Source organism: Pantoea sp. JZ2 (genome assembly GCF_035191405.1).
GTDB classification, from domain to species: Bacteria; Pseudomonadota; Gammaproteobacteria; order Enterobacterales; family Enterobacteriaceae; genus Pantoea; species Pantoea stewartii.
The window spans coordinates 3234994-3259237 of sequence record NZ_CP045247.1; the positions used below are offsets into that span (position 1 = coordinate 3234994).

Here is a 24244-nt window from a genome sequence, read left to right on the forward strand (position 1 = left end):
TACGTCATCGTCGTCGTCCGTCTGAGCATGAAGGACGGGTGCGCTCTCGTGATAATCGTCTGCTTCGTCCTCTTCATGCCAGGGTTCATCATGACGTGAGCGGTTGCTGGCGAATGTCAGCACGCCCATGACCACGCCACCGATTCTTTCCGCAATGGTTAACCATGACCAGCCCGTATATAGCGTGATCCCTGCGGCCCAGATGCAGAGCAAAGTCAGTGTGCCACCTGCCGGACTGAACCAGGGTGAAATGGCATTACTGACGAGGCTGCCAATGACGCCTCCGGAAGCGAAATACCAGATGTCGTCCGCGTTGAGCGCGGCCATCCCACAGGTGGTGACGACCAGGGCCAGGACACCGATTAAGCGTAAACCAATGGCAAAGTAGTCCACATAATCCTGGTTATCCCGCTGGCGAAACGCTATCCAGCACAGCCCCAGTATGACCGGCGGAATGGCATAGGCCATCACACCAAAGATGAAAAGCAACGTATCAGCCAGCCATGCGCCGACTGTGCCACCCATGTTATGGATAGGTTCATGCCAGGCCGTTTGCGACCAGCTCGGATCGGAAGGATTAAAGCTGACCAGGGAAACCATCAGGTAGATGGCGAACAATGCCACCAAAATAAGTAACGCTTCCAGCAGACGGCGTCCGCTGCTCAGCGACTGTAACGAAACGTCTTTATCTTCTGTGTATTCCTGGCTCAAGAGATCTCTCCAGGTGCCTGTAAAGTAAGAAACGACAGCGTCGGGCTCACCCGACGCTGGTCCTGTATGTATTCACAGGAGTGTACCGAAATTTCCCAGGCTTTGCACCTGCCACGCATCAGCGCGTTTTGATCACCAGACGATTGCTCTGTTTGACCTCTTCCATCACCACATAAGTACGCGTGTCGTTTACGCCTGGCAGGCGCAGCAAGGTTTCACCCAGCAGCTTGCGGTAAGCGGACATATCAGGCACGCGCGTTTTAAGCAGGTAGTCGAAATCACCAGAAACCAGGTGACACTCTTGAGTTTCCTCAAGTTTTTGCACAGCGGCGTTAAATTGCTCAAACACATCAGGTGCGCCACGATTCAGAGTAATCTCAACAAATACCAGTAATGAAGCATCCAGGTAGTGAGGGTTGAGTTGCGCAGTATAGCCAAGGATGAATCCCTGGCGTTCAAGACGGCGTACACGCTCAAGACAAGGTGTAGGAGATAATCCTACACGTTTGGAAAGTTCCACGTTTGAGATGCGACCGTCTTTCTGCAATTCATTGAGAATGTTTCTGTCGATCCTGTCGAGATCCTTACCGGGGCGTTTCTTATTATCTACCATTATTATTGTCTCTCTTCATTCCTTCCCTTTACCTGCCATCCCCTGAAAACGGTCATTGTTCGGGGCATTTTTGAAGTGAAATAACGGCGTCTGAGCGCATTCGTACCTATTTGTATGACGCATGCTGTCTGTCCACCGCATGCGTCATGACCAATATCAGACGATAAAATTCGTTCGGTACTCTGCCCAAAACCCGGCGGCAACACCCGTTTTGTTCAGACTAAGTTATTCGCTTCTCACACTGTTTTCGCAAATGCGCAGGCGATTGTCAAAGTAAAATGTCTAAATTCAGGACAAGATGCCAGACACTTCGCTGGGTCACTGTTTTTAAATGAGTATTTTCGTGCGATGGTGGTCTGTAAACTGAATTTTTGCCCCCTTTTGGCACAGGAAGCAGGCGAAAAAGCCATTCATCGTCTACGCCGTTTGCAGCAATCGCTAACAAAAGTGCGCAAGTGTTGTCATTGCTACGGCATATTCCCTACAATCGCAGGTTATGTCAGGTGAATAAAACTGAGGAACGCATGGGTACGGCTAAACACAGTAAGTTGCTCATTTTGGGCTCTGGTCCGGCAGGTTATACCGCGGCCGTCTATGCTGCACGCGCCAATTTGAATCCAGTACTGATTACCGGGCTGGAAAAAGGCGGTCAGCTGACCACCACGACGGAAGTGGAAAACTGGCCGGGCGACCCGCATGATCTGACAGGTCCCTCGCTGATGGAACGTATGCATGAGCATGCCGAGAAATTTAACACGGAAATTATTTTCGATCATATTCATACGGTCGATCTGCAGAACCGTCCCTTCCGTCTGACCGGTGACAGTGGCGAATATACTGCCGATGCGCTGATTATTGCCACGGGTGCATCAGCACGCTATCTGGGCTTACCGTCGGAAGACGCTTTTAAAGGCAAAGGCGTTTCGGCCTGTGCGACCTGTGATGGTTTCTTCTACCGCAACCAAAAAGTCGCCGTTATCGGTGGCGGAAATACCGCGGTTGAAGAAGCACTTTATCTGGCGAATATCGCCTCTGAAGTGCATTTAATTCACCGCCGCGACAGCTTCCGCGCAGAGAAAATCCTTATTGACCGCCTGATGGAAAAAGTCAGCAACGGCAATATCGTGTTGCATACACACAGAACGCTGGAAGAAGTGGTCGGCGATCAGATGGGCGTGACGGGGCTGACGCTACGTTCAACGCTGAATACCGAAGAGACCGAAACGCTGGACGTTGCCGGCCTGTTTGTTGCTATCGGACACAGCCCGAATACGGCGATTTTCGATGGTCAGCTGGCGCTGGAAAACGGCTACATCAAGGTACAGTCCGGCCTGCATGGTAATGCCACGCAAACCAGTATCCCTGGCGTGTTTGCCGCGGGTGACGTCATGGACCATATCTACCGTCAGGCCATTACCTCTGCCGGTACCGGTTGTATGGCTGCGTTAGATGCAGAGCGTTATCTTGACGGATTGGTTAAGAACGATAAGTAAGTTGTTAATAACCTGATCTTAATTGTTTGAGGCGACTGTTTTTCAGTCGCCTTTTTTATTATCACCATGCTAAATTCAGGCGCCGGGTGTGAGGACCAGCCTCATTTCATTTGTCTTTGCCACATTGGGTTTCGCATGAATAAATCGCGTCAGCAGCATCTTACTCGTTGGCTTCGTCAACAGTGTCATCATGCTGGCCCCTGGTTGCGCGTTACGTCGTTGCTGGGCTGCGCTGGCGCGCTTCTGATTATCATACAGGCATGGCTTTTAGCGTCGCTACTGCAGGCGCTGATTATTGACAGGCATTCTCCAGCCTCCCTTTTGTCCTCATTTTCACTTCTGATCCTGTGCTTTGTTCTGCGCGCCGCGCTGAATTATGCCCGGGAGCAGGCTGGATTTCGTGCCGGGCAGGCCATCCGTCAGGCTTTGCGTAAACAGGTGCTGGATCGTCTGGCAGCGTTGGGTCCGGCCTGGATACAGGGCAAGCCCGCCGGCAGCTGGGCAACGTTACTGCTTGAGCAAACCGAGGATATGCAGGCCTATTACGCGCGTTATTTGCCGCAGATGACGCTGGCGGCGGTCATTCCCTGTTGCATATTGCTCACCCTGTTTCCGTTAAACTGGGCGGCAGGTCTGATCCTGTTCGCGACCGCGCCGTTGATCCCGCTTTTTATGGCCCTGGTCGGCATGGGCGCGGCCGAGGCTAATCGCCGTAACTTTGTGGCGCTCGCACGCCTGAGTGGCAACTTTCTGGATCGCTTGCGTGGCCGGGAAACCCTGCGTCTGTTTCATCGGGCAGACGCCGAAAAACAGGCGATTGCTGACGCCACGACGGATTTCCGTCAACGGACGATGGAGGTTCTGCGTCTGGCCTTTCTTTCTTCGTCAGTACTGGAATTTTTTGCGTCGCTGTCCATCGCCGTTGTCGCCGTTTATTTTGGCTTTTCCTATTTGGGCGAACTGCACTTTGGTGATTATGGCCGCGGCGTGACGCTGTTTGCCGGCTTCCTGGTACTGATTCTGGCCCCGGAATTTTTTCAGCCTCTGCGCGATCTGGGCACGTTCTACCATGCTAAAGCGCAGGCAATCGGCGGTGCCGATGCGCTTGAACGCTTTATGCAGGAAACGCCAGAGGCCGAAAACACATCCGCCAGCGACGCCTTTAGCGCAACGGCGCCAGTAGAGCTGGTGGCAGAAAATCTGACGGTGCACGCGCCCAATGGCCATCGGCTCTGCGGCCCGCTCACCTTCACCCTGCGCGCAGGCACACGCGTCGCGCTGGTGGGCAAAAGCGGTGCAGGCAAAACCGCACTGTTAAATGCCCTGCTGGGCTTTTTACCCTATCAGGGATCGCTGAAAGTTAACGGCATTGAACTTCACCGTATCGCACGCCATGACTGGCATCGGCATCTTGCCTGGGTCGGCCAGAATCCCCAGCTACCCGCCGCAACGTTACGGGACAATATCATCATGGATGCGCCGCACGATCCCGCACGGCTAAGTGCTTTAACCGCATCATGTGGGATCGATGAATTTCTTTCCCGACTGCCTGCCGGACTGGATACCGAACCGGGGGATGCCAGTCATCACTTATCGGTCGGTCAGGCACAGCGCATTGCCGTAGCCCGCGCGCTGTATAAACCCGCCCAGTTATTGTTACTGGATGAGCCCGCTGCCAGCCTGGACAGTCAAAGTGAACATCATGTGATGCAGGCATTAAATCAGGCGGCCACGCGCCAGACGACACTGATGATCACCCACCAAATTGATCTGCTTCAGACATGGGATGCGATCTGGGTAATGCAGGCCGGTCAGATCGTGCAGCAGGGCGACTGGCAGACGCTGACTGCGTCCGGTCCGTTCAGTGATTTATTACAACACCGGCAACAGGAGATTTTCTGATGACGGCTCTGCGTCCCTTTCTGCGGCTATGGCTGCGTCATCCCTTCCGTCTGACGTCAGGGATCGTGCTGGCGATTGTCACGCTGTTAGCCAGTATCGGCTTGCTTACGTTGTCGGGCTGGTTTCTGGCCGCCTCTTCTGTAGCCGGTGTGGCTGGTCTGTACAGTTTCAACTATATGCTTCCCGCCGCTGGCGTGCGCGGCGCAGCGATTACCCGTACCGCCGCCCGGTATTTTGAGCGGTTAGTAAGTCACGACGCAACGTTTCGGGTTTTACAGCATCTGCGTGTCTTCACGTTTAGCCGCCTGATTGCGCTTTCTCCCGGCCAGCTCGCGCTCTTTCGTCAGGCCGATCTGCTTAATCGTTTTGTTGGTGATGTGGATACGCTGGATCATCTCTATTTGCGGGTCCTCTCGCCGCTGCTGGGCACGTTTATCGTTATCGTCGTGGTAACAGCCGGCCTCAGCCTGATTGATCTGCACCTGGCGCTGGTGCTGGGCGGCATTCTGCTTACGCTGCTCTGCCTTTTTCCCCCGCTGTTCTACCGTCTGGGCGCGCCCACCGGCATCGCGATTGCCCGGCAGCGATCGCGCTGGCGAGAGCAGTTAATGCACTGGCTGGCGGGACAGGCAGAACTGACACTGTATGGTAACGCTACCCGCTGGCGGGCCAGGCTGGACGAAGATGAGCAGCAGTGGCAGGACGCACAACGTCAGCAGGAGCGTTTACAGGCGCTGGCGCAAAGTCTGCTGCTGTTATGCAGTGGCCTCACTGTTACTGCCCTGCTCTGGCTGAGCGCAACAAGCATTGCGCAGCAGCAACTGCCCGGACCGCTCATTGCCCTGGTGGTGTTTTGTGCCCTGGCAGCTTTTGAAGCACTGGCGCCGATCGCGAGCGCCTTTTTGCCCCTGTCTCAGGTAATCACAGCAGCACAACGCGTCAATGACGTTATCGATCAGTCGCCTGCCATCCTCTTTCCATCCACAAGCACGGTTCCCGCCGGTGCGCTGCAACTCAGGATTGACGCGCTGGATTTCCGTTATCCGGGACGACCTGAAAAGGTGTTGGATCAGTTTTCACTGACGATGAAAGCCGGTGAACGTATTGCCCTTCTCGGCCCCACAGGCTGCGGCAAGTCCACCTTGCTTGGGCTGCTCACCCGCGCCTGGGAGGCGCAACAGGGCGAAATCGTATTGAACAGCGTACCGCTTGCGGACTGGGATGAAGCCCAACTTCGCCAGCGCATCAGCGTAGTCACCCAGCGCGTCCATGTGTTTAGTCAGACGCTACGGGACAATTTGTTGCTGGCCTGCCCCACCGCCAGTGATGCAATGCTTGAAAATGCACTGGTGCAAACCGGGCTTCAGTGCCTGCTGGAAAATGAAGAAGGGCTTAATGCCTGGCTGGGTGAAGGCGGCCGTCCGCTGTCGGGTGGAGAGCTACGCCGCCTGGCCATCGCCCGGGCGATGTTACACAACGGCGACTTATGGCTTCTGGACGAGCCGACTGAAGGACTTGATGCCACCACCGAGCAGCAGATTCTCGCCCTTCTGCAGCAGATCACCACGGGTAAAACGGTCATTATGGTAACGCATCGTCTGCGCGGCCTGGCGCAAATGGACCGAATTTGCCTTATGGACAGCGGTAAGATCGTCGAGCAGGGAAATCATTCTGAATTAGTCGCAAAAGGTGGACGTTACTGGCGTTTCCAGCAGCGCTTTGCGCTATAGTGCTGAGCAAACGCTGAGGGGTACATTACCGCGATGAGACTGGTTCAACTGTCACAAGAGTCGTTGCGCTTTCCGCCACCGGAAACCGCGCTGCGCGAGCCGAACGGCCTGCTGGCGATGGGCGGCGATCTCTCCCCTGCACGCCTGCTGAGTGCCTATCAGCAGGGTATTTTTCCCTGGTTCTCGCCCGGCGATCCGATTTTGTGGTGGTCACCCGATCCGCGAGCGGTGTTATTCCCGACGCAGTTCCATCTCAGTCGCAGTATGAAGCGGTTTCATCAGCAGTCACCTTATCGGGTGACGATGAATGAGGCCTTTGGCGATGTCGTTGACGGCTGTGCCCTGGGCCGCGAAGAAGGTACATGGATTACGTTTGAAGTGAAACGCGCCTGGCAGAAGCTCTATGAACTGGGCCACGCGCACTCGATTGAAGTCTGGCGCGATCAAACCCTTGCAGGTGGCATGTACGGTCTGGCGTTGGGACAAATCTTTTGCGGCGAATCGATGTTCAGCCTGCAACCCAATGCGTCAAAAACGGCCTTACTGGTATTCTGTCAGCATTTTATTAAGCACGGGGGCCAGTTAGTGGATTGTCAGATACTTAACCCCCATACCGCTTCGCTGGGAGCGGTTGAGATTGCACGCGATCATTATCTTGAGCAGGTAAAAAACCTGGCATCCCTGGCCGTTGACAGCGGCTGCTGGCGTAATCAAACCCTTTTTTAAAAGTTGCGTAGATGTTTTGCACACATAAAGTCGGTTAAGTGATATAATAGCCAGGTTTGGTATGTCGTCCGCGCTTGGTTTTCAAGCCGGAATTGCCAGGCTGGGAATCTCATCGCACTCTCGGAACTGTTTCAATCGTGCGCGTGTTACCGGTTGATTCAGATTCTTAGCCCGCTAATCCCCCGCAGACGTCACATAAACACCCGAATTTAACCGACATGCTCGCGTTGACACGCGAAGCACGGCGATGCGTTGGCTTTATTGCCGACGGTTCTTTACATAACTTGTTGAATTGGGCATTATCTTGCCGATTCAACTGAAAGGTAGTACACCCAGAGGATTCGATGGCCAAAGAAGACAATATTGAAATGCAAGGTACCGTACTGGATACGTTACCTAACACCATGTTCCGCGTAGAACTTGAGAACGGACACGTGGTTACCGCTCATATCTCCGGTAAAATGCGTAAAAACTACATCCGCATCCTGACGGGCGACAAAGTGACTGTCGAGCTGACCCCGTACGACCTGAGCAAAGGCCGCATTGTCTTCCGTAGTCGCTGAGTTGCGTTGATGCTGCTGCCTGCGTGCGCGCAGGCGGACAAAAAAAAGGCCGGATTTTATCCGGCCTTTTCTCGTTCTGTGAAACGGTGCTTAGTGCACCGTCCCTTCCGTTTTGCGTTTTTGCGCGCTGAGGAAGTGGTAGGTCAGTTGCCCCTTCTCTTTATCCAGCGCAACGGAAACCGATCCCCCGTCGACCAGAGAACCAAACAGCAGTTCGTTCGCCAGCGGTTTCTTCAGGCTTTCCTGCACGGTACGTGCCATTGGACGGGCACCCATCGCTTTGTCATAGCCCTTCTCTGCCAGCCAGTCACGCGCTTCGTCACTGACTTCCAGCGAAACGCCTTTCGCATCCAGCTGCGCCTGCAGTTCAACAATAAACTTGTCGACCACCTGGTGAATGACGTCCGTTGACAGGTGGCTGAACCAGATAATGTTGTCCAGACGGTTACGGAATTCAGGCGTAAAGATTTTCTTAATCTCTTCCATTGCATCCGTACTGTTGTCCTGATGAATCAGGCCAATAGATTTACGCTCAGTTTCACGCACGCCGGCGTTGGTGGTCATCACCAGCACCACGTTACGGAAGTCCGCTTTGCGACCGTTGTTATCAGTCAGCATGCCGTTGTCCATGACCTGCAACAACAGGTTGAACACGTCCGGATGCGCTTTCTCAATTTCATCCAGCAGCACAACGGCGTGAGGATGTTTGATCACCGCATCGGTCAGCAAGCCGCCCTGATCGAAACCGACATAGCCGGGAGGCGCACCAATCAGACGGCTGACGGTGTGACGTTCCATATATTCGGACATGTCGAAGCGCAGCAGTTCGATGCCCAGCGCTTTAGCTAACTGGACGGTCACTTCGGTTTTACCCACACCGGTAGGACCGGCAAACAGGAACGACCCTACCGGCTTGCGATCCTGACCCAGACCTGCGCGGCTCATCTTGATGGCTTCAGTCAATGCCTCAATGGCATTATCCTGACCGAATACCAGCATTTTCAGACGGTCGCCCAGATTTTTCAGCGTATCGCGATCGGTTGCTGACACACTTTGCTCCGGAATACGGGCAATACGCGCCACCACCGTTTCAATGTCCGCCACATTCACCGTTTTCTTACGTTTGCTGGCAGGCATCAGGCGCGCACGGGCACCGGCTTCATCAATGACGTCGATAGCCTTATCCGGCAAATGACGATCGTTGATGTATTTCACCGCCAGCTCCACCGCCGCGCGCACGGCTTTCGCGGTGTAACGTACATCATGGTGCGCTTCGTATTTGGTTTTCAGACCATTAAGAATCTGCACCGTCTCTTCAACAGAGGGCTCGGTAATGTCAATTTTCTGGAAACGACGCGCCAGGGCACGATCTTTCTCAAAAATATTGCTGAATTCCTGATACGTGGTTGATCCCATCACGCGGATTTTGCCACTGGAGAGCAGCGGCTTAATCAGGTTAGCGGCATCCACCTGTCCACCCGATGCGGCGCCCGCACCGATAATGGTGTGAATTTCATCAATAAACAGGATGCTGGAGTTATCTTGCTCAAGCTGTTTCAGCAACGCTTTAAAACGTTTCTCAAAATCACCACGGTACTTGGTGCCCGCCAGCAGCGAACCAATGTCCAGCGAGTAAATGGTGCAGTCCTTCATCACCTCTGGCACGTCGCCCTGAACGATTCGCCAGGCTAATCCTTCCGCAATCGCGGTTTTACCGACGCCCGACTCACCCACCAGCAGGGGGTTATTTTTACGGCGACGACACAGAACCTGAATCGTACGTTCCAGCTCTTTGTCGCGGCCAATCAGCGGATCAATGCCGCCAACGCGAGCAAGCTGATTAAGATTGGTGGTGAAGTTTTCCATACGTTCCTCCCCGCCTGCTTGCTCTTCGTTAACCGGATTTTCAGCACCAGGTGCCTGGCCCGGTTCGTCTTTGCGCGTACCGTGAGAGATGAAGTTCACCACATCGAGGCGGCTGACTTCGTGTTTGCGCAGCAGATACGCTGCCTGGGATTCTTGTTCGCTGAAGATGGCGACCAAAACATTCGCGCCATTGACTTCGCTGCGTCCGGATGACTGAACGTGGAACACGGCGCGTTGCAACACGCGCTGGAAGCTGAGCGTCGGTTGCGTATCGCGCTCCTCTTCACTGGCGGGCAGCACAGGCGTGGTTTGTTCAATGAAGGCTTCAAGCTCCTGCCGCAGAGCCACAATGTCCACCGTACAGGCTTCCAGTGCCTCTCTTGCCGACGGGTTACTGAGCAATGCCAGTAACAAATGCTCGACGGTCATAAACTCATGACGGTGCTCACGCGCTCTGGCGAAAGCCATGTTTAAACTGAGTTCCAGTTCTTGATTGAGCATTAGGCACCTCCTCCAGTTAATCGCTCTGACCTGCTTCCTGTATGGAGAGAGGCTCAGGCTTTTTCAAGCGTACACAGCAACGGATGATGATTGTCCCGCGCGTAATTGTTCACCTGTGCCGCTTTCGTCTCAGCGACTTCTGCGGTAAATACACCACAGATGGCTTTACCGTGGTAGTGAACTTTCAGCATCAGTTGCGTTGCACGTTCAATATCATAAGAAAAGAACTTTTGCAGAACGTCAATAACAAATTCCATAGGTGTATAATCGTCATTATTCAGAATGACTTTATACATCGAAGGTGGCTTTAACTCTTCGCGTACTTTACCTTCGGCTAAGTGTTCGAAATTTAGCCAGTCTTTAGTGTTTGCCATAGTGTTCCGTTGTGAGTCAGTACGTCATCATCAAACCCGGTGTCATCTGTAGAGTTTAACACGTGTGTCAAGTGCACTGCCGCTAATGAATCGGTCAGTCAAAAATTCGTTACGCGACCTGTATCACAAAATTTCAAATAGCGTTAACTACCTCAAATTTTGATGATTTTCTCCCCACCTGGCCCGGTGGTTTGCTTGACGATCGCGGCGATTTTTCTACATTCTAGCTTCACAAGCTGATTGAGTTTTAATCAAACCCGACTCACAGCTTACGTCACCTCACCTACTTATAAAATGTCTTGCGAGGGAAGTAAAAGCATGGAGACAGGTACCGTTAAATGGTTCAATAACGCCAAAGGTTTCGGCTTTATCTGTCCAATCGGGGGCGGCGAAGATATCTTCGCACACTACTCAACAATACAGATGGATGGTTACAGGACGTTAAAAGCGGGCCAGCAGGTCCATTTCGACGTTCATCAAGGCCCGAAGGGCAACCATGCCAGTCTTATTGTACCCGTAGAAGCGCAGCAGGCCGTGGCCTGACATCCCCAACGTTGGACCGCTCCGTCAAAAATGCCAGCCTGATGCGCTGGCATTTTTACTTTATGCCTTAACCCGCCTTCCCCTGCGACAGTTGGATGACGCGAACAAACATCTCTTGCAGACAGGTCGGAACAGACGCGGTTCCGCGTTCTGCGGCCGCCATAGCGACCGTGATGGCCAGTTCCGGTTTTGATGCGCGATGAATCGCTTTGGTAATAATACGCCTGGAATTAACAGGCACGTTTAACGGCAGATGCGCTGCCGCATGGTAAACCTCGCTAAAGCCGTTGTTGTAGAGGAACTGTTCCATATCGGCCGCCGGAAGCTGGGTCAGATGATGCTTTTCATTATCATGCGGCTGAAGCTGGCTGCGCGCCGTGGCGGCATATTTTTTTCCTGCCATGTCGCCATCCGTCAGGACATGCCAGGCGATGCCCATGCGTCGGGCAAATTTCAGCAACGGCTTCAGACCTGACTGCGCATATTCAATGACTTTTATCCCTTCTGCCGCGAAGTGATAACCGCATTGTCGTGCCATCTGATTGATAATCCAGACTTCGGTTTCACCTTCCACCAGCAACCAGCAACGGGCAAACAACGCTGAGGGGCGGTTAACACGAATATGAAAGCCGATGCGACGGCTGTCTTCTGCACTCAATCCTTCAGGGCCGATGCGCCACGCCGCCACGCGCGTGGGTTCGCGTACCAGTCGACACACATCCTCTACCGCCACCTGCGACAATAACTCGCCCGAGTTGGTCGTGGCAATCTTCTGCAACGGCAGCAGCGCAAGCAAGTTCCAGGCCACCGAAAGCATGATGGGGTGCAGTCGTGTTTCCGGATCTTCAATTAACAACAGCGGTCGCGCACCCGGGAGCAACGGCTCATTGCCCCTTGCCTGCATCAGTAAGCTAAACATCCGCAGCAAAATCAGCTGACGGCTGCGCACATCGGTCGCAGCAATCAGATGATTAAGCTGATCCAGCGAACGCCAGCCCTCAACGCCATCCCGTGACTGTGGATCGACGCGGAACGCCTGGCTCCCGTGATCCGGATGCTGCACCAGAAAATAGTGCTCCATCAGCTGCTGTAGCGTTTGCACGCCCTGACGCAGGACCGCATCGCTCAACTGTTGGGGATGACGGTCCAGATCGCGCGTCAGGTTATCCAGCTCCTGCGTCAGCTGATTTAATGTCGTCAGACGTTCATCCACCCGGCTGGCAACGGGACGCAGGCGGCGGCTAAAACGCGCATCGCGCAGGCGTAATACCGGATTCATACGCAGAAGAACATCGATCGCCTCAGCCGTTCCCGCTTCTGGCAACACCTGGCCCTCGCTGTCGATAAAGCGTCGCGAGGATCGAATCTGGCCAGCGTGTCGTCTGGCCTGGATGCTGTAACGCAGATAGCGTTGTCCGGGTATCGCGCCTCGCCAGAAAGGCGCAAGTGGTCCGCTGGTTTCTGCCTCATCCTCACGAAAATGAAAAACCACAGACAGGCGATGCACCTGGTCGTCCCTGTCACCTGGCGTAAAATGAAAATCGTCAGACGTAAAAACATACTCGCGCGTGTGCGGTGACAGCAGCAGACTCAGTGCATCCAGCAGACTGGATTTCCCCCAGGCATTTTCGCCGATCAACAGGTTAATGCGCGTTAACGGAAGAGAAAGCTGATTAATGCCGCGAAATCCCCGGATATCGATATGTTCCAGATTCATAGCGCTTTATCCTCTGAGCTGACCGAAGAAGGGAACGCGTTGCTCTGGCGGTCAGGTGACTTTACCGTCAGGGTTTACTCCCCTGTGCTTTTTCGTTAGCGTAGCGTCAATTTTAACATGGACGATCTTTTCATTATGTATTCAGGACTGTTACTGATTCTACTCCCGCTCTTCGCTGGCTGGCTGTTACCCGTCCGGCAGGCCAGGTTTCTTAAGGCGGTAAATCGTCTGCTGGGCTGGATGGTCTACGTCATTCTGTTTTTTATGGGCATCAGCCTGGCTTTTCTGGACAACCTTAGCAGCAATCTGATCACCGTTTTTTATACGGCATCCGTCGCTGCGGGCTGTATTTTACTGTGCAACCTGCTGGCATTGCGCTGGCTGGAACAGCGGATGCCCTGGCAACATCATCATAAACAGCAAAAACTGCCGTCACGTTTACATATGGCGCTGGAATCGCTGACGTTGTGCGGCGTCGTAGTCCTCGGCTTTGCGCTGGGCCTTACGCAATGGCCCTGGCTGCACCATGCATCCGCAGCCAGTGAATATGCCTTGATCTTCCTGCTCTTGCTGGTCGGTATTCAACTGCGCGGCAGCGGCATGACGCTGCGTCAGATTATCCTGAATCGCCGGGGGATGACGGTTGCCTGTGTCGTCCTGCTGAGTGGCTTACTGGGCGGCATTATAGCGGCGCTGATACTGGGGCTCCCCCTTAAAACCGGCCTGGCACTCGCCAGTGGCTTTGGCTGGTATTCCCTTTCCGGCATTCTGATGACAGAAGCCTTTGGGCCAGTGATCGGCAGTGCCGCGTTTTTTAATGACCTGCTGCGAGAGCTTATCGCCATTATGCTGATTCCCGCGCTGATCGCCCGCCACCGCAGCAGCGCGCTGGGCTTGTGCGGCGCGACGTCGATGGATTTTACCCTGCCCGTTTTACAACGTGCAGGCGGTACCGATATTGTGCCGGCGGCGATCGTGCATGGATTTATTATGAGCCTGGCCGCGCCCGTGCTTATTGCGCTGTTCGCAGCCTGAGCGCGAAATTCAACTTTTGATGCAATTTTTTACGGTAGAGTTGAATGACTCTCGTCTACGCTTCTTGGTAGCTGTTTAATTCTGCCCTCCCCGGGATGGCAACGAATGACCAAGGAGATGAAGATGAAACAAACCGTCGCGGCGCTGGTGGCCAAAACGCTGGAAAACGCCGGTGTAAAACGTATTTGGGGCGTCACAGGTGACTCGTTAAACGGACTCACTGACAGTCTGAACAAAATGGGCACCATTGAGTGGATGCCTACCCGCCATGAAGAAGTGGCAGCTTTTGCTGCGGGTGCGGAAGCGCATGCCAGTGGCACGCTTGCGGTCTGCGCGGGTTCCTGTGGGCCAGGTAACCTGCATCTGATTAACGGGCTGTTCGACTGCCACCGCAATCGCGTTCCGGTACTGGCCATTGCCGCCCACATCCCGTCCAGTGAGATCGGCAGCGGTTACTTCCAGGAAACGCATCCACAAGAGTTGTTTCGCGAGTGCAGTCACTATTGCGAACTGGTCTCCAATCCCGAGCAGTTGCCCCAGGTATTGGGCATTGCCATGCGCAAAGCGATTCTGAACCGTGGGGTTTCCGTGGTGGTGCTGCCGGGCGATGTGGCGCTGCAACCCGCTCCCGATGCTGCGCGTGCAGAGTGGTATCCACCGCAGCTACCCGTCGTGTTGCCGTCTGCCGATGAACTGGCGACCCTGACACAAACACTGAATGACGCCCGCAATATTACGCTGATGTGCGGCAGCGGCTGTGCCGGTGCGCATGAGGAAGTGGTGCAACTGGCGGCAACGCTGAAAGCCCCTGTTGTGCATGCGTTGCGCGGCAAAGAGCATATCGAATATGACAACCCGTACGATGTGGGCATGACCGGGCTAATCGGTTTCTCCTCGGGTTATCATGCCATGATGAATGCGGATACGCTGGTGCTGTTAGGTACTCAGTTCCCCTATCGCGCCTTCTATCCTGAGAAAGCCAACATCATTCAAATCGATATTAATCCCGGCAGTCTGGGATCGCACTGTCATGTCGACCAGGCGTACGTCGGTGATGTCAAAACGACGCTGCGCGCGTTGCTGCCGAAGCTGCAGGTGAAAACCGATCAGCATCATCTCGACAGTGCGCTGAAACACTACGCGGAAGCGCGTAAGGATTTGGATGCGCTGGCCACCGCGAACGACAGGCAGCCCATTCACCCGCAGTATCTGGCTCAGCAAATCAGTGAACTGGCTGACGAAGATGCTATTTTTACCTGCGATGTGGGCACGCCGACCGTGTGGGCGGCGCGTTATCTGAAGATGAACGGCAAGCGTCGCCTGCTCGGATCGTTTAATCACGGTTCGATGGCGAACGCCATGCCACAGGCGATGGGTGCACAGTCGCTTAACCGGGACCGTCAGGTCGTGGCGCTCTGTGGCGATGGTGGATTCAGCATGCTGATGGGTGATTTTCTGACCGTCGCACAGCTGAAATTGCCTGTCAAACTGGTCATTTTTAACAACAGTTCGTTGGGGTTTGTCGCCATGGAAATGAAAGCGGGCGGCTACCTGACTGACGGGACGGATCTGCATAATCCTGACTTTGCGGCCATTGCCGAGGCCTGCGGCGTGAAAGGTATTCGGGTTGAAAAAGCGTCAGAACTCAATGGCGCACTGGAACAGGCCTTTGCCCATGACGGCCCGGTGCTGGTGGATGTCATCACCGCGAAGGAAGAGCTGGCTATGCCGCCGGAGATCAAGCTGGAACAGGCCAAAGGATTCAGCCTCTATATGCTTCGTGCCATCATCAATGGGCGGGGTGACGAAGTGCTGGAGCTGGCAAAAACCAACTGGCTACGGTAAAACAGAGTGCTCTTGCGGGCGGGTTCTCTGCCCGCCTGTTTTCCGCAGACCAGGAGCGCCCGATGATCGATTTACGCAGTGATACCGTCACCCGTCCCGGCAGCGCGATGTTACAGGCGATGATGGCCGCTGAAACCGGCGATGACGTCTATCGCGATGATCCCACCGTCAATGCACTGGAAGCCGAAGCCGCACGTCTGAGTGGTAAAGCGGCAGCGCTGTTTTTCCCTACCGGCACGCAGGCGAACCTGGTGGCCCTGCTCAGCCACTGCGAACGCGGCGAAGAGTATATTGTGGGCCAGCAGGCGCACAATTATAAATATGAAGCCGGCGGCGCGGCGGTGATGGGCAGTATCCAGCCCCAACCCATTCTCGCAGCAGCAGACGGCAGTTTGCCGCTGGATGTCGTGGCAGACGTTATTAAACCCGACGACATCCATTTTGCCCGCACCCGGCTGCTGAGCCTGGAAAATACCCATCATGGTAAAGTGTTACCCGCTGCCTACCTGGAGCAGGCCTGGCATTTTACCCGAGCACATAAACTGGCGCTGCATATCGACGGTGCTCGCATTTTCAATGCGGTCGTCGCACAGCAAACCACGCTGGAAAACATTGCCCGCTATTGCGATACCTTGACCATTTGTCTGTCGAAGGGCCTGGGCGCGCCGGTAGGCTCGCTACTTTGCGGCGAGGCAGCCTATATCGAACGTGCACGCCGCTGGCGCAAAATGGCGGGCGGAGGCATGCGCCAGGCCGGTATTCTGGCGGCGGCGGGCCTGTATGCGCTGCAACACAACGTTACGCGTTTGCAAACGGACCACGACAACGCCGCCTGGCTGGGACAGGAACTGCGAAAGATGGGGATTGACGTCGCTGAGCAGCAGACGAATATGCTGTTCGTGCGCATCCCGGTCGATCAGGTTACGGCGCTGGGCCAGTGGATGCATGCGCACAACGTCCTGATGAGTGTGGGCCCGGTAACACGGATTGTGACCCATCTGGATGCTGAGCGTCCCGCGCTTGAAACGGTGCTCGGTCACTGGCGGGCCTTCCTGGCACAGCACCGTCCTGATGCGGCAACGGATGCGGTGAACCTGCCCGCCTCGCCTTACGCAGGCCGCTGACCTCGCCACAGCGCCGTGATCGAGGGATTATTGCGCTGTGCCGTATTTCTCCAGCAGGGCCTGCGCTATCGCCAGGGTTTCGGCATCCGCGAAGCCCTGAATATTTGCAGAACGAAAATGCATCTGAAAGGCGGCAATCAGTTTCTGTTGCTCGTCCGCGCTCATTCCTTCCGTTACCTGATAACCATAACGCTGCAAGCACTCCAGCAGGGTTACGGCTGGCACAGCGGCGTAACGATCGCGTCCGGCCAGATAAAACGCCACGCGTTGTGGATCGGGCCACGCGCCAATGCCTTCAGCGGCCAGTTGCTGCCAGGGAAACAGCGGGCCGGGATCCTGCTTACGCTGCGGCGCGATATCGCTGTGGCCCACAATATTTTCCGGTGCGATGCCATAGCGCTGCGTTATATCGCGTACCAGCGCCGCCAGGGTGCGAATCTGCGCAGGGGGAAACGGTTGCCACGTCACTCCGGCCGGCGTCCGGCGATAGCCGTTGTTCACCAGTTCGATGCCCACCGAGGTGTCGTTAATACGGGTTGCGCCGCGCCAGAAGCTGGCGCCGGCATGCCAGGCCAGATCCTGCTCCGGTACCAGTTGCCAGATAATGCCTTTACCGTTGCGCTGCGGTGGCTGGCGGGGAATAAGATAATGCACGCTGACGTCACGGTCAGTCAGCGTAGTCAGCGAGGAGGAGAAATCCTCAGCGGTATAGTGAATCACCACCACCTTCACGCGCGGACGCGCGCCCTGTGCGGGATGGCGCAAATCAACCCAGTAGCCCGATCGTGATTCAATGCCTGAGTGGCAACCCGCCAGCAGCAGCGCCATCAGACAGCACAGGAGGCGTTTCAACGAATAACAACCGCCGTGCCGCTGACGCTAACCATCAGCATGCTGCTGTCTTTCCCTACGGTTTCATAGTCAATATCAATGCCCACCACCGCGTTCGCCCCTAGCGCTCTGGCCTGCTCTTCCAGCTCTTTAAACGCGATCTCGCGCGCTTTACGCAGTTCTTTCTCATAAGCGCCCGAGCGGCCGCCCACAATATCGCGAATCCCGGCGAAAAAATCGCGGAATATATTGGCCCCCAGAATCGCTTCACCGGTGACTACGCCGCAGTATTCCGTGATGCTGTGTCCTTCCAGCGTCGGGGTTGTTGACAATTTCATCGTACTCTCCTGTTACCGAAACGGGTCAAAGGCTCTTTCACCTAAAAGCAGGGCTATACTCTATGTTAAAAAAGCACCTTGCCAGAGAACAATAAGGAAATCGAGATGAGAAACAAAGGTTTTGCGCTTTTGCTCCCGGCTGCGCTGCTGCTGAGTGCCTGTACGACGGTCGAGCCGGTAATCAAGGATAATGGCCCGCGCATGGCCCCCTGCGTGGAAGGTGGCCCGGACACCGTCGCCCAGCGTTTTTACGACATGCGTATTGAGCATCCTTCATCCGGCCTGCCTGATACCGCGACGCTGGCACAGTATCGCCCTTACCTGAGCGATGGACTTTATCAGGCGCTGCTGCAAGCCAGTCAACGTCCGGATGCGGCGACGTGGCGCAACGGCGATCTCTTCTCCAGCCTGGCTCAGGGGCCGACCGGGGTTGACGTTGCCGATGCTTCCACGATTCCTAACCGGGATGCCCGTAACATTCCCCTGCGCGTGAAAATGAGCCGCGGTGACAAACAGTGGCAGGACGAAGTGCTGATGATTCATCAGGGCAGTTGCTGGGTCGTCGATGATGTCCGCTATGTGGCAGATGTCCCGCATCCTGGCGGAGGATCGCTTAGCCAGCTGCTTGAAAAAACAAAGAAATAAACGCTTTTTGACATCTGCAGATAAAAACGCCGGCTGCCAGGCCGTGCGTTTTTATCCCGCGCCACCTCCGGTTCCCCGTCTTCTCACCGCCTTGTCTCGCGATATCTTGTGCTAATCTTTTGTGTGTTTACCGCTTATTCGTAAATTTTAAGCCACCTTAATTGCATAACTATTTTGGTGACGTTAAAATCCGCAAAACTAATAGCTATTCAAAATTGGCGCATGAGTATTCAACTAAACGCGATTAATTGTTTCTACGGTGCTCACCAGGCGCTGTTTGACATTAACCTGGAATGTCCGCAGGGCGAAACGCTGGTGCTGCTTGGCCCAAGCGGCGCAGGGAAAAGTTCGCTGTTGCGCGTGCTGAATCTGCTTGAGCGCCCACGCTCAGGCCAGTTGCACATTGCAGGTAATGATTTCGACTTCAGCAAAACCCCTTCAGAGGCCGCGATACGCGAGCTTCGTCAAAATGTCGGGATGGTCTTCCAGCAATATAATCTCTGGCCGCACCTGACGGTGCTGCAAAACCTGATGGAAGCCCCCTGCCGTGTACTGGGCCTGAGCAAGGCCGACGCACGCGCCAGAGCCGACAAGCTCCTCGATCGTCTGCGCCTGACCAGCTATAGCGACCGTTTCCCCCTGCACCTTTCTGGCGGGCAACAGCAACGCGTAGCCATTGCCCGTGCGCTGATGATGGAGCCGCAGGTGCTGTTATTTGATGAACCCACTGCCGCGCTCGACCCTGAAATCACCGCCCAGATCGTCAGTATTATCCGCGAACTGGCTCAGACGCAGATTACACAGGTTATCGTGACGCACGAAGTGGACGTGGCCCGTAAAACGGCCAGCCGTGTGGTTTATATGGAAAACGGGCATATCGTGGAACAGGGTGATGCCAGCCGCTTTACACAGCCGCAAACCGAGGCGTTTGCACATTATCTTTCGCACTAAGTCAGGATGCTAAAAATGAAAAAAGTCGTACTTGCTGCACTGCTTGCCGGATTGAGTTTAAGCGCCTCCGCCGCTGAAACTATTCGTATTGCCACCGAGGCCTCCTATCCTCCGTTTGAATTTGTCGATGCCAACAACAAAATTCAGGGCTTCGACGTCGATCTGGCGAATGCGCTGTGTAAAGAGATGGATGCAACCTGTACCTTTACCAACCAGTCTTTTGACAGCCTGATCCCAAGCCTGAAATTCCGCCGTTTCGATGCCGTTATGGCCGGTATGGACATTACGCCTGAGCGCGAAAAGCAGGTGCTGTTCAGCAAGCCTTACTACGATAACTCCGCGATTTTCGTGGCGCAGAAAGGCAAAGTGGCCAGTGTTGATGCGCTGAAAGGTAAACGTGTAGGCGTGCAAAACGGCACCACACATCAGAAATACCTGGCCGACAAACACAGTGACATCACCGTTGTCCCTTATGACAGCTATCAGAATGCCGTGCTTGACCTGAAAAATGGCCGTATTGATGCGGTCTTTGGCGACAGCGCCGTGGTGAACGAGTGGCTGAAACAAAACGCGAATCTGGCCCCGGTGGGTGAGAAAGTCACGGATAAAGCCTACTTTGGCACCGGCCTGGGCATCGCCGTTCGTCAGGGCAATACCGAGCTGCAAGGCAAGTTCAACACCGCGCTTGATAAAATCAAGGCCAATGGTACTTACAAAACCATCTACAACAAATGGTTTCAGCAGTAATCTCTGATGAATGAAATAATTCCGCTTGCAAGCGCCGCCGGCATGACCGTCGGCCTTGCTGTTTGTGCCCTCATCGCTGGCCTTGTGCTGGCGATGATTTTTGCTGGCTGGGAGTCAATGCGGCTGCGTCCGCTCGCTTGGGCAGGCACCGCACTGGTCACCCTGATTCGCGGCCTGCCAGAGATTCTGGTGGTGCTGTTTATCTACTTTGGTGCCTCGCAACTGCTTTTGACGCTGTCTGACGGTTTTACGCTACATTTCGGTCTGTTCAGCGTACCGGTTAAGATGCAGATCGAAAATTTTGATGTCAGCCCGTTCCTGTGTGGCGTGATTGCACTGGCTATGCTTTACGCCGCCTATGCGTCACAAACGCTGCGCGGTGCGTTAAAAGCCGTGCCGGTCGGTCAATGGGAATCGGGCCAGGCGCTGGGCATGAGGAGGTCGGCGATCTTTTTCCGTCTCATCATGCCGCAGATGTGGCGTCATGCGCTGCCCGGTCTGGGTAACCAGTGGCTGGTCTTGCTGAAGGACACTGCGCTGGTGTCGCTTATCAGCGTTAACGACCTGATGTTGCAAACCAAAAGCATCGCTACGCGTACGCAGGAACCCTTTACCTGGTTCCTGATTGCGGCGGCCATTTACCTGGTGATTACGCTGTTTAGCCAGGCAGTGCTGCGTCGTATTGAACACCGTACGACCCGTTTTGAACGGGGGAACAGCTGATGCTGCAATATTTACCCGAACTGTTGAAAGGGCTTCATACCAGCCTGACACTGACTGCGGCATCGCTGGTGGTCGCGCTGTGTCTGTCGCTGATGTTTACCATCGCACTGACCCTGAAAACACCGCTGTTTTCGCCCCTGATTAAAGGATTTATCACCCTGTTTACCGGCACCCCGCTGCTGGTGCAGATTTTCCTGATCTACTACGGGCCCGGTCAGTTTCCCAGCCTGCAAAAACTGCCGTGGCTGTGGCATCTGCTGTCACAACCCTGGTTGTGTGCCATGCTGGCGTTGTCGCTGAACAGTGCTGCCTATACCACGCAGCTGTTTTACGGTGCGGTGCGGGCGATACCTTCCGGTCAGTGGCAGTCCTGCGAGGCGCTGGGCATGACGCCCAGACAAAGCCTGCGCATTTTGCTGCCTTATGCGTTTAAGCGTGCACTCTCCTCTTACTCCAATGAAGTCGTGTTGGTCTTTAAGGGCACCTCGCTGGCGTTTACGATTACGCTGATGGAAGTCATGGGACACGGTCAGTTACTGTATGGCCGGACCTACGATGTCACGGTTTATGCGGCTGCGGGGCTGATTTACCTGTGCGTTAACGGCCTGCTTACCCTTCTGATGCGCCTGATCGAAAAACGCGCTCTGGCCTTCGAGCGTCGCGACTGATCTTCAGGCAGGGAAACCTGCCTGAGTAATTTTCAGTCACATTTATTGCATAAAAATTCATTATCTGGCATCTTACTCCCCTGTATGTTATGTGACTGATGGCCAGGGAGCCTGTAATGAAAAAATGGATGATTGCTGCAGTACTGGTAAGCCTGGCGGTAAGCGCGCAGGCCGCTGAGAAAATTCGTTTCGCCACCTCTGCTACCTATCCCCCTTTTGAATCGCTGAACAGCGACAACCAGATTGTCGGCTTTGATATTGATCTGGCAAAGGCCCTTTGCCAGCAGATGAAAACGGAATGCTCGTTTACCAATACGGCATTTGACAGCCTGATCCCCTCGCTGAAGTTTCGCCGATATGATGCCGTCATTGCCGGCATGGACATCACGGCCGAGCGCAGCAAACAGGTCGATTTCACCCAGCCTTATTATGCCAACTCGGCGATTGTGATTGCTCCGAAAGGCACATTCAGCGCGATAAGTGATCTGAACGGTAAACGTGTAGGCGTCGAAAACGGCACCACACATCAGAAATACCTGCAGGACAAACATCCGGACATCAAGGTGGTGGCTTATGACAGCTATCAGAATGCCATTCTGGATATGAAAAGCGGCCGTCTTGACGGCGTGTTTGGCGACAGCGCGGTGGTCAATCAGTGGTTAAAAACCAACAGCGATCTGGCCAGTGTGGGTGAGCATGTGACGGACGCCGATTATTTTGGGACCGGCTTAGGCATTGCGGTACGCAAAGGTAACGACGGCCTGCGTGAGAAACTTAACCAGGCACTGGCGGCACTTAAAGCCAACGGCACCTGGCAGAAAATCAACCAGCAATGGTTTCCTGAATAAGGTTTATGGGCCAGCCGCGTGCTCTGCTGACCGGTTCTGCACTGTCCTCAGTTCAGCAGCTTACCTGGCTGGCCCGCCCTGACGTTGATGCGTCAACAGCGTCAGCACCTCATAATGCGCGGTGTGCGGGAACATATCAAACAGCTGGACCTGCGTTACCCTGTAGTCACTGAGCCGGGCGATATCCTGCGCCATGGTCTGTGCATTACAGCTTGAATAAAGTACATAATCCGGTGCCATCGCACGGAGATACTCACACAACTCACGGCCAATCCCCCGACGCGGTGGATTGACCAGCACCAGCTGCGGCACCGCTTCGCGTCCCAATGCAAACGCGGTGGAATCCAGCGCGGCAAAACTGACATTATCCAGGCCCAGCATAGCGGCAGAGCGTTCTGCACAGCGAATCGCTTCGGCGCTGATTTCAATCCCGGTAAGCTGCAGGGACGGCGACGCACAATGCAGGCCAAATCCGCCCACCCCGCAGAACAGATCCCACATGCTGGTTACCGGGAGCGCACGGACCCAGTCGCGCGCCGTGGCATACAGCGCACTGGCGACCTGAGGATTGGTCTGGAAAAAACTCTGAGGGCGGATCCACAAGGGCACCCCATTGAACGTTTCTGCCAGCGACTGGGTCGGCGTTAACGCAATCTCCTCCTCCCCTTCCAGAATGGCCATATGAACCGGCTGGATATTGGCGGAGATCACCGTCAGTTGCGGCAGCTGTTGCTGAAGCCAGGGCAGCGCAGCTCGCAGTTGTGCCAGCTTCGTGTGCGAGCGCAGAACAAAGCGCAGCATCATGCCGCCCTGCGTGCTTTCCGTCAGCAGCAGATACTTCAGCTCACCGCGCTGGCGTTCAATGTTGTATGGCGTTAACCCCGCGCGCGCGATAAACGGTTTTAAGGTTGCCAGCACTGGTGAAAAACGGTCAGGGTAAAGCGGACAGTCCGACAGATCGACGGCCTCGCCGTTGCGCTGCACGATGCCAAAAACAGGCCGCTCTACACTTCCACTGACCACCATCTTCGCTTTATTACGAAACCCTTCCTGGGCCGAGGCGACCGGCGGCAGCCAGGTTGCAACCGGAACATCAGCCAGCAGTTGGGCCAGCAGAGACTGTTTTTCATCAAGCTGCTGTGAATAGGGTTTTTCGAGCCACTGGCATGAGCGGCAGCGGTTAGCGTCATAGAGCGCGCATTGCATGGTAAAGCCTGTATTGCCTGTCGGGAGGGTGAGCGGAGCGCGATTGTATCACCGCTTGCGAAAAAATGCGCGGCTACTGGCGGGCAGAAACAACAGCAGGAATACCGCCAGGTCGGGCAGTTTTTGCTGCAAGGTGTGGTGAATGATCTGCAGATTACTTTCGCCGTCAATACTGAAAATTTCCGGATAGATCCCGCCCGTGGAGGCCATCAGCATGTAGCACAACACCACAATCTGCACCACGACAAATCCCCAGCGCCCGCGATTGCTCCCGCGCATCAGGGTAAAGGCACAGCGCAGCTCAAATAAAAAAATGATCTGACTGGCAATGAAAATCAACGTGGAATCCCAGGACTGCGCACTGCGATGGAGAAAGTTGATGATTTCGGTATAGCCCAGCGCGTTCACCAGCATCAGCACGCTGAGGCAGCGCGTGGCAATAATGGCGATGCCGGCCACCGTAACGGGCACCGGCGCATCCGGTAAAACAGAACTGTGCTTCAGGGTTTCCGACATGTCCTCGACTCCGCCACGCGATAAAAAG

General features: G+C 54.9%; 22 protein-coding genes and 2 pseudogenes. 15 read left to right on the forward strand and 9 right to left on the reverse strand.

What is annotated here, in order from left to right:
- Window positions 1-198 precede the first annotated feature (198 nt).
- Together GC087_RS25840 and lrp are read right to left on the reverse strand one after the other, a co-directional pair.
- Window positions 199-600, reverse strand: a pseudogene (locus tag GC087_RS25840) (DNA translocase FtsK 4TM domain-containing protein); the annotation flags it as partial.
- A 229-nt stretch (window positions 601-829) separates the two neighbouring features.
- Window positions 830-1324 carry a leucine-responsive transcriptional regulator Lrp gene (lrp, locus tag GC087_RS15540; protein ID WP_006118610.1) on the reverse strand — a complete coding sequence of 165 codons (495 nt, stop codon included), beginning with the start codon at window positions 1322-1324 and terminating at the stop codon, window positions 830-832.
- Window positions 1325-1848: 524 nt separating this feature from the next.
- Between lrp and trxB the strand changes: the two genes are divergently transcribed.
- The 5 genes from trxB (at window position 1849) to infA (ending at window position 7738) form a co-directional block, all read left to right on the forward strand.
- A complete protein-coding gene (gene trxB, locus GC087_RS15545; RefSeq protein WP_324030646.1) occupies window positions 1849-2817 on the forward strand; it encodes a thioredoxin-disulfide reductase in 969 nt (322 codons plus the stop codon).
- A 135-nt stretch (window positions 2818-2952) separates the two neighbouring features.
- Entirely contained in the window at window positions 2953-4719 is a 1767-nt protein-coding gene (gene cydD / locus GC087_RS15550) for a heme ABC transporter permease/ATP-binding protein CydD (protein ID WP_058701031.1), read from the forward strand.
- Window positions 4719-6449: a heme ABC transporter ATP-binding protein/permease CydC gene (gene cydC / locus GC087_RS15555; RefSeq protein WP_058701032.1), complete on the forward strand. Its 1731-nt coding sequence runs from the start codon at window positions 4719-4721 to the stop codon at window positions 6447-6449. Before cydD ends, cydC begins: the two co-directional genes overlap by 1 nt.
- Before the next feature lie 33 nt (window positions 6450-6482).
- Window positions 6483-7175, forward strand: a complete 693-nt coding sequence (gene aat / locus GC087_RS15560) for a leucyl/phenylalanyl-tRNA--protein transferase (RefSeq protein WP_033737648.1) — start codon at window positions 6483-6485, stop codon at window positions 7173-7175.
- Between the two features lie 344 nt (window positions 7176-7519).
- Window positions 7520-7738 (forward strand): translation initiation factor IF-1, encoded by a 219-nt coding sequence (gene infA / locus GC087_RS15565; RefSeq protein WP_002211347.1) that lies wholly within the window; start codon window positions 7520-7522, stop codon window positions 7736-7738.
- A gap of 90 nt (window positions 7739-7828) precedes the next feature.
- Here infA and clpA read toward each other — a convergent pair whose 3' ends face one another.
- Together clpA and clpS are read right to left on the reverse strand one after the other, a co-directional pair.
- The gene (gene clpA / locus GC087_RS15570) at window positions 7829-10105 is read right to left on the reverse strand and encodes an ATP-dependent Clp protease ATP-binding subunit ClpA (RefSeq protein WP_006118605.1); all 2277 of its coding nucleotides are present in this window, start codon (window positions 10103-10105) and stop codon (window positions 7829-7831) included.
- Between the two features lie 53 nt (window positions 10106-10158).
- Complete coding sequence (gene clpS / locus GC087_RS15575; RefSeq protein WP_006118604.1) at window positions 10159-10479, reverse strand: ATP-dependent Clp protease adapter ClpS; 321 nt, start codon at window positions 10477-10479, stop codon at window positions 10159-10161.
- 318 nt (window positions 10480-10797) lie between these two features.
- Between clpS and cspD the strand changes: the two genes are divergently transcribed.
- Window positions 10798-11022, forward strand: a complete 225-nt coding sequence (gene cspD / locus GC087_RS15580; RefSeq protein WP_006118603.1) for a cold shock-like protein CspD — start codon at window positions 10798-10800, stop codon at window positions 11020-11022.
- A 67-nt stretch (window positions 11023-11089) separates the two neighbouring features.
- On the opposite strand, the gene GC087_RS15585 is transcribed toward cspD, so the two are convergent.
- Entirely contained in the window at window positions 11090-12739 is a 1650-nt protein-coding gene (locus GC087_RS15585) for a DUF2813 domain-containing protein (protein WP_324028679.1), read from the reverse strand.
- Between the two features lie 135 nt (window positions 12740-12874).
- Here GC087_RS15585 and GC087_RS15590 point away from each other — a divergent pair, with 135 nt between their 5' ends.
- The 3 genes and pseudogenes from GC087_RS15590 to ltaE form a co-directional block, all read left to right on the forward strand.
- The gene (locus tag GC087_RS15590) at window positions 12875-13774 is read left to right on the forward strand and encodes a LysO family transporter (RefSeq protein WP_058701034.1); all 900 of its coding nucleotides are present in this window, start codon (window positions 12875-12877) and stop codon (window positions 13772-13774) included.
- 123 nt (window positions 13775-13897) lie between these two features.
- Window positions 13898-15619 carry a ubiquinone-dependent pyruvate dehydrogenase gene (gene poxB, locus GC087_RS15595; protein ID WP_033737651.1) on the forward strand — a complete coding sequence of 574 codons (1722 nt, stop codon included), beginning with the start codon at window positions 13898-13900 and terminating at the stop codon, window positions 15617-15619.
- 62 nt (window positions 15620-15681) lie between these two features.
- Window positions 15682-16680: pseudogene (gene ltaE / locus GC087_RS15600) on the forward strand (low-specificity L-threonine aldolase); the annotation flags it as partial.
- 90 nt (window positions 16681-16770) lie between these two features.
- Here the strand turns inward: ltaE and GC087_RS15605 are convergent.
- Together GC087_RS15605 and GC087_RS15610 are read right to left on the reverse strand one after the other, a co-directional pair.
- Window positions 16771-17571, reverse strand: a complete 801-nt coding sequence (locus GC087_RS15605; protein WP_416383438.1) for an N-acetylmuramoyl-L-alanine amidase — start codon at window positions 17569-17571, stop codon at window positions 16771-16773.
- A 20-nt stretch (window positions 17572-17591) separates the two neighbouring features.
- Window positions 17592-17912 carry a heavy metal-binding domain-containing protein gene (locus GC087_RS15610; RefSeq protein WP_039341355.1) on the reverse strand — a complete coding sequence of 107 codons (321 nt, stop codon included), beginning with the start codon at window positions 17910-17912 and terminating at the stop codon, window positions 17592-17594.
- Window positions 17913-18017: 105 nt separating this feature from the next.
- Here GC087_RS15610 and GC087_RS15615 point away from each other — a divergent pair, with 105 nt between their 5' ends.
- The 6 genes from GC087_RS15615 to GC087_RS15640 all read left to right on the forward strand — a co-directional run bounded on the left by GC087_RS15615 (window position 18018) and on the right by GC087_RS15640 (window position 22494).
- Window positions 18018-18557 (forward strand): lipoprotein, encoded by a 540-nt coding sequence (locus GC087_RS15615; RefSeq protein ID WP_058701036.1) that lies wholly within the window; start codon window positions 18018-18020, stop codon window positions 18555-18557.
- 222 nt (window positions 18558-18779) lie between these two features.
- Window positions 18780-19508, forward strand: a complete 729-nt coding sequence (gene artP / locus GC087_RS15620; RefSeq protein ID WP_110267732.1) for an arginine ABC transporter ATP-binding protein ArtP — start codon at window positions 18780-18782, stop codon at window positions 19506-19508.
- A gap of 15 nt (window positions 19509-19523) precedes the next feature.
- A complete protein-coding gene (gene artJ / locus GC087_RS15625) occupies window positions 19524-20255 on the forward strand; it encodes an arginine ABC transporter substrate-binding protein (protein WP_033737655.1) in 732 nt (243 codons plus the stop codon).
- Window positions 20256-20261: 6 nt separating this feature from the next.
- A complete protein-coding gene (artQ, locus tag GC087_RS15630) occupies window positions 20262-20978 on the forward strand; it encodes an arginine ABC transporter permease ArtQ (protein ID WP_033737656.1) in 717 nt (238 codons plus the stop codon).
- Window positions 20978-21646, forward strand: coding sequence for an arginine ABC transporter permease ArtM (gene artM / locus GC087_RS15635; protein ID WP_058701037.1), 669 nt, complete (start codon window positions 20978-20980; stop codon window positions 21644-21646). The genes artQ and artM overlap by 1 nt, the downstream gene beginning before the upstream one ends.
- A 116-nt stretch (window positions 21647-21762) precedes the next feature.
- A complete protein-coding gene (locus GC087_RS15640; RefSeq protein WP_058701038.1) occupies window positions 21763-22494 on the forward strand; it encodes an arginine ABC transporter substrate-binding protein in 732 nt (243 codons plus the stop codon).
- A gap of 60 nt (window positions 22495-22554) precedes the next feature.
- Here the strand turns inward: GC087_RS15640 and rlmC are convergent, their stop codons facing one another.
- Both rlmC and GC087_RS15650 read right to left on the reverse strand, forming a co-directional pair.
- Window positions 22555-23700 carry a 23S rRNA (uracil(747)-C(5))-methyltransferase RlmC gene (gene rlmC, locus GC087_RS15645; RefSeq protein ID WP_324028681.1) on the reverse strand — a complete coding sequence of 382 codons (1146 nt, stop codon included), beginning with the start codon at window positions 23698-23700 and terminating at the stop codon, window positions 22555-22557.
- Window positions 23701-23748: 48 nt separating this feature from the next.
- A complete protein-coding gene (locus tag GC087_RS15650) occupies window positions 23749-24216 on the reverse strand; it encodes a YbjO family protein (protein WP_033737659.1) in 468 nt (155 codons plus the stop codon).
- Between the last annotated feature and the right edge of the window lie 28 nt (window positions 24217-24244).

Excerpts from the sequence above, each read along its gene's own strand:
- lrp (WP_006118610.1), bottom strand. The coding sequence starts at position 1,324 with ATGGTAGATAATAAGAAACGCCCCGGTAAGGATCTCGACAGGATCGAC.
- trxB (WP_324030646.1), top strand. The coding sequence starts at position 1,849 with ATGGGTACGGCTAAACACAGTAAGTTGCTCATTTTGGGCTCTGGTCCG.
- cydD (WP_058701031.1), top strand. The coding sequence starts at position 2,953 with ATGAATAAATCGCGTCAGCAGCATCTTACTCGTTGGCTTCGTCAACAG.
- cydC (WP_058701032.1), top strand. The coding sequence starts at position 4,719 with ATGACGGCTCTGCGTCCCTTTCTGCGGCTATGGCTGCGTCATCCCTTC.
- aat (WP_033737648.1), top strand. The coding sequence starts at position 6,483 with ATGAGACTGGTTCAACTGTCACAAGAGTCGTTGCGCTTTCCGCCACCG.
- infA (WP_002211347.1), top strand. The coding sequence starts at position 7,520 with ATGGCCAAAGAAGACAATATTGAAATGCAAGGTACCGTACTGGATACG.
- clpA (WP_006118605.1), bottom strand. The coding sequence starts at position 10,105 with ATGCTCAATCAAGAACTGGAACTCAGTTTAAACATGGCTTTCGCCAGA.
- clpS (WP_006118604.1), bottom strand. The coding sequence starts at position 10,479 with ATGGCAAACACTAAAGACTGGCTAAATTTCGAACACTTAGCCGAAGGT.
- cspD (WP_006118603.1), top strand. The coding sequence starts at position 10,798 with ATGGAGACAGGTACCGTTAAATGGTTCAATAACGCCAAAGGTTTCGGC.
- GC087_RS15585 (WP_324028679.1), bottom strand. The coding sequence starts at position 12,739 with ATGAATCTGGAACATATCGATATCCGGGGATTTCGCGGCATTAATCAG.
- GC087_RS15590 (WP_058701034.1), top strand. The coding sequence starts at position 12,875 with ATGTATTCAGGACTGTTACTGATTCTACTCCCGCTCTTCGCTGGCTGG.
- poxB (WP_033737651.1), top strand. The coding sequence starts at position 13,898 with ATGAAACAAACCGTCGCGGCGCTGGTGGCCAAAACGCTGGAAAACGCC.
- GC087_RS15605 (WP_416383438.1), bottom strand. The coding sequence starts at position 17,571 with ATGGCGCTGCTGCTGGCGGGTTGCCACTCAGGCATTGAATCACGATCG.
- GC087_RS15610 (WP_039341355.1), bottom strand. The coding sequence starts at position 17,912 with ATGAAATTGTCAACAACCCCGACGCTGGAAGGACACAGCATCACGGAA.
- GC087_RS15615 (WP_058701036.1), top strand. The coding sequence starts at position 18,018 with ATGAGAAACAAAGGTTTTGCGCTTTTGCTCCCGGCTGCGCTGCTGCTG.
- artP (WP_110267732.1), top strand. The coding sequence starts at position 18,780 with ATGAGTATTCAACTAAACGCGATTAATTGTTTCTACGGTGCTCACCAG.
- artJ (WP_033737655.1), top strand. The coding sequence starts at position 19,524 with ATGAAAAAAGTCGTACTTGCTGCACTGCTTGCCGGATTGAGTTTAAGC.
- artQ (WP_033737656.1), top strand. The coding sequence starts at position 20,262 with ATGAATGAAATAATTCCGCTTGCAAGCGCCGCCGGCATGACCGTCGGC.
- artM (WP_058701037.1), top strand. The coding sequence starts at position 20,978 with ATGCTGCAATATTTACCCGAACTGTTGAAAGGGCTTCATACCAGCCTG.
- GC087_RS15640 (WP_058701038.1), top strand. The coding sequence starts at position 21,763 with ATGAAAAAATGGATGATTGCTGCAGTACTGGTAAGCCTGGCGGTAAGC.
- rlmC (WP_324028681.1), bottom strand. The coding sequence starts at position 23,700 with ATGCAATGCGCGCTCTATGACGCTAACCGCTGCCGCTCATGCCAGTGG.
- GC087_RS15650 (WP_033737659.1), bottom strand. The coding sequence starts at position 24,216 with ATGTCGGAAACCCTGAAGCACAGTTCTGTTTTACCGGATGCGCCGGTG.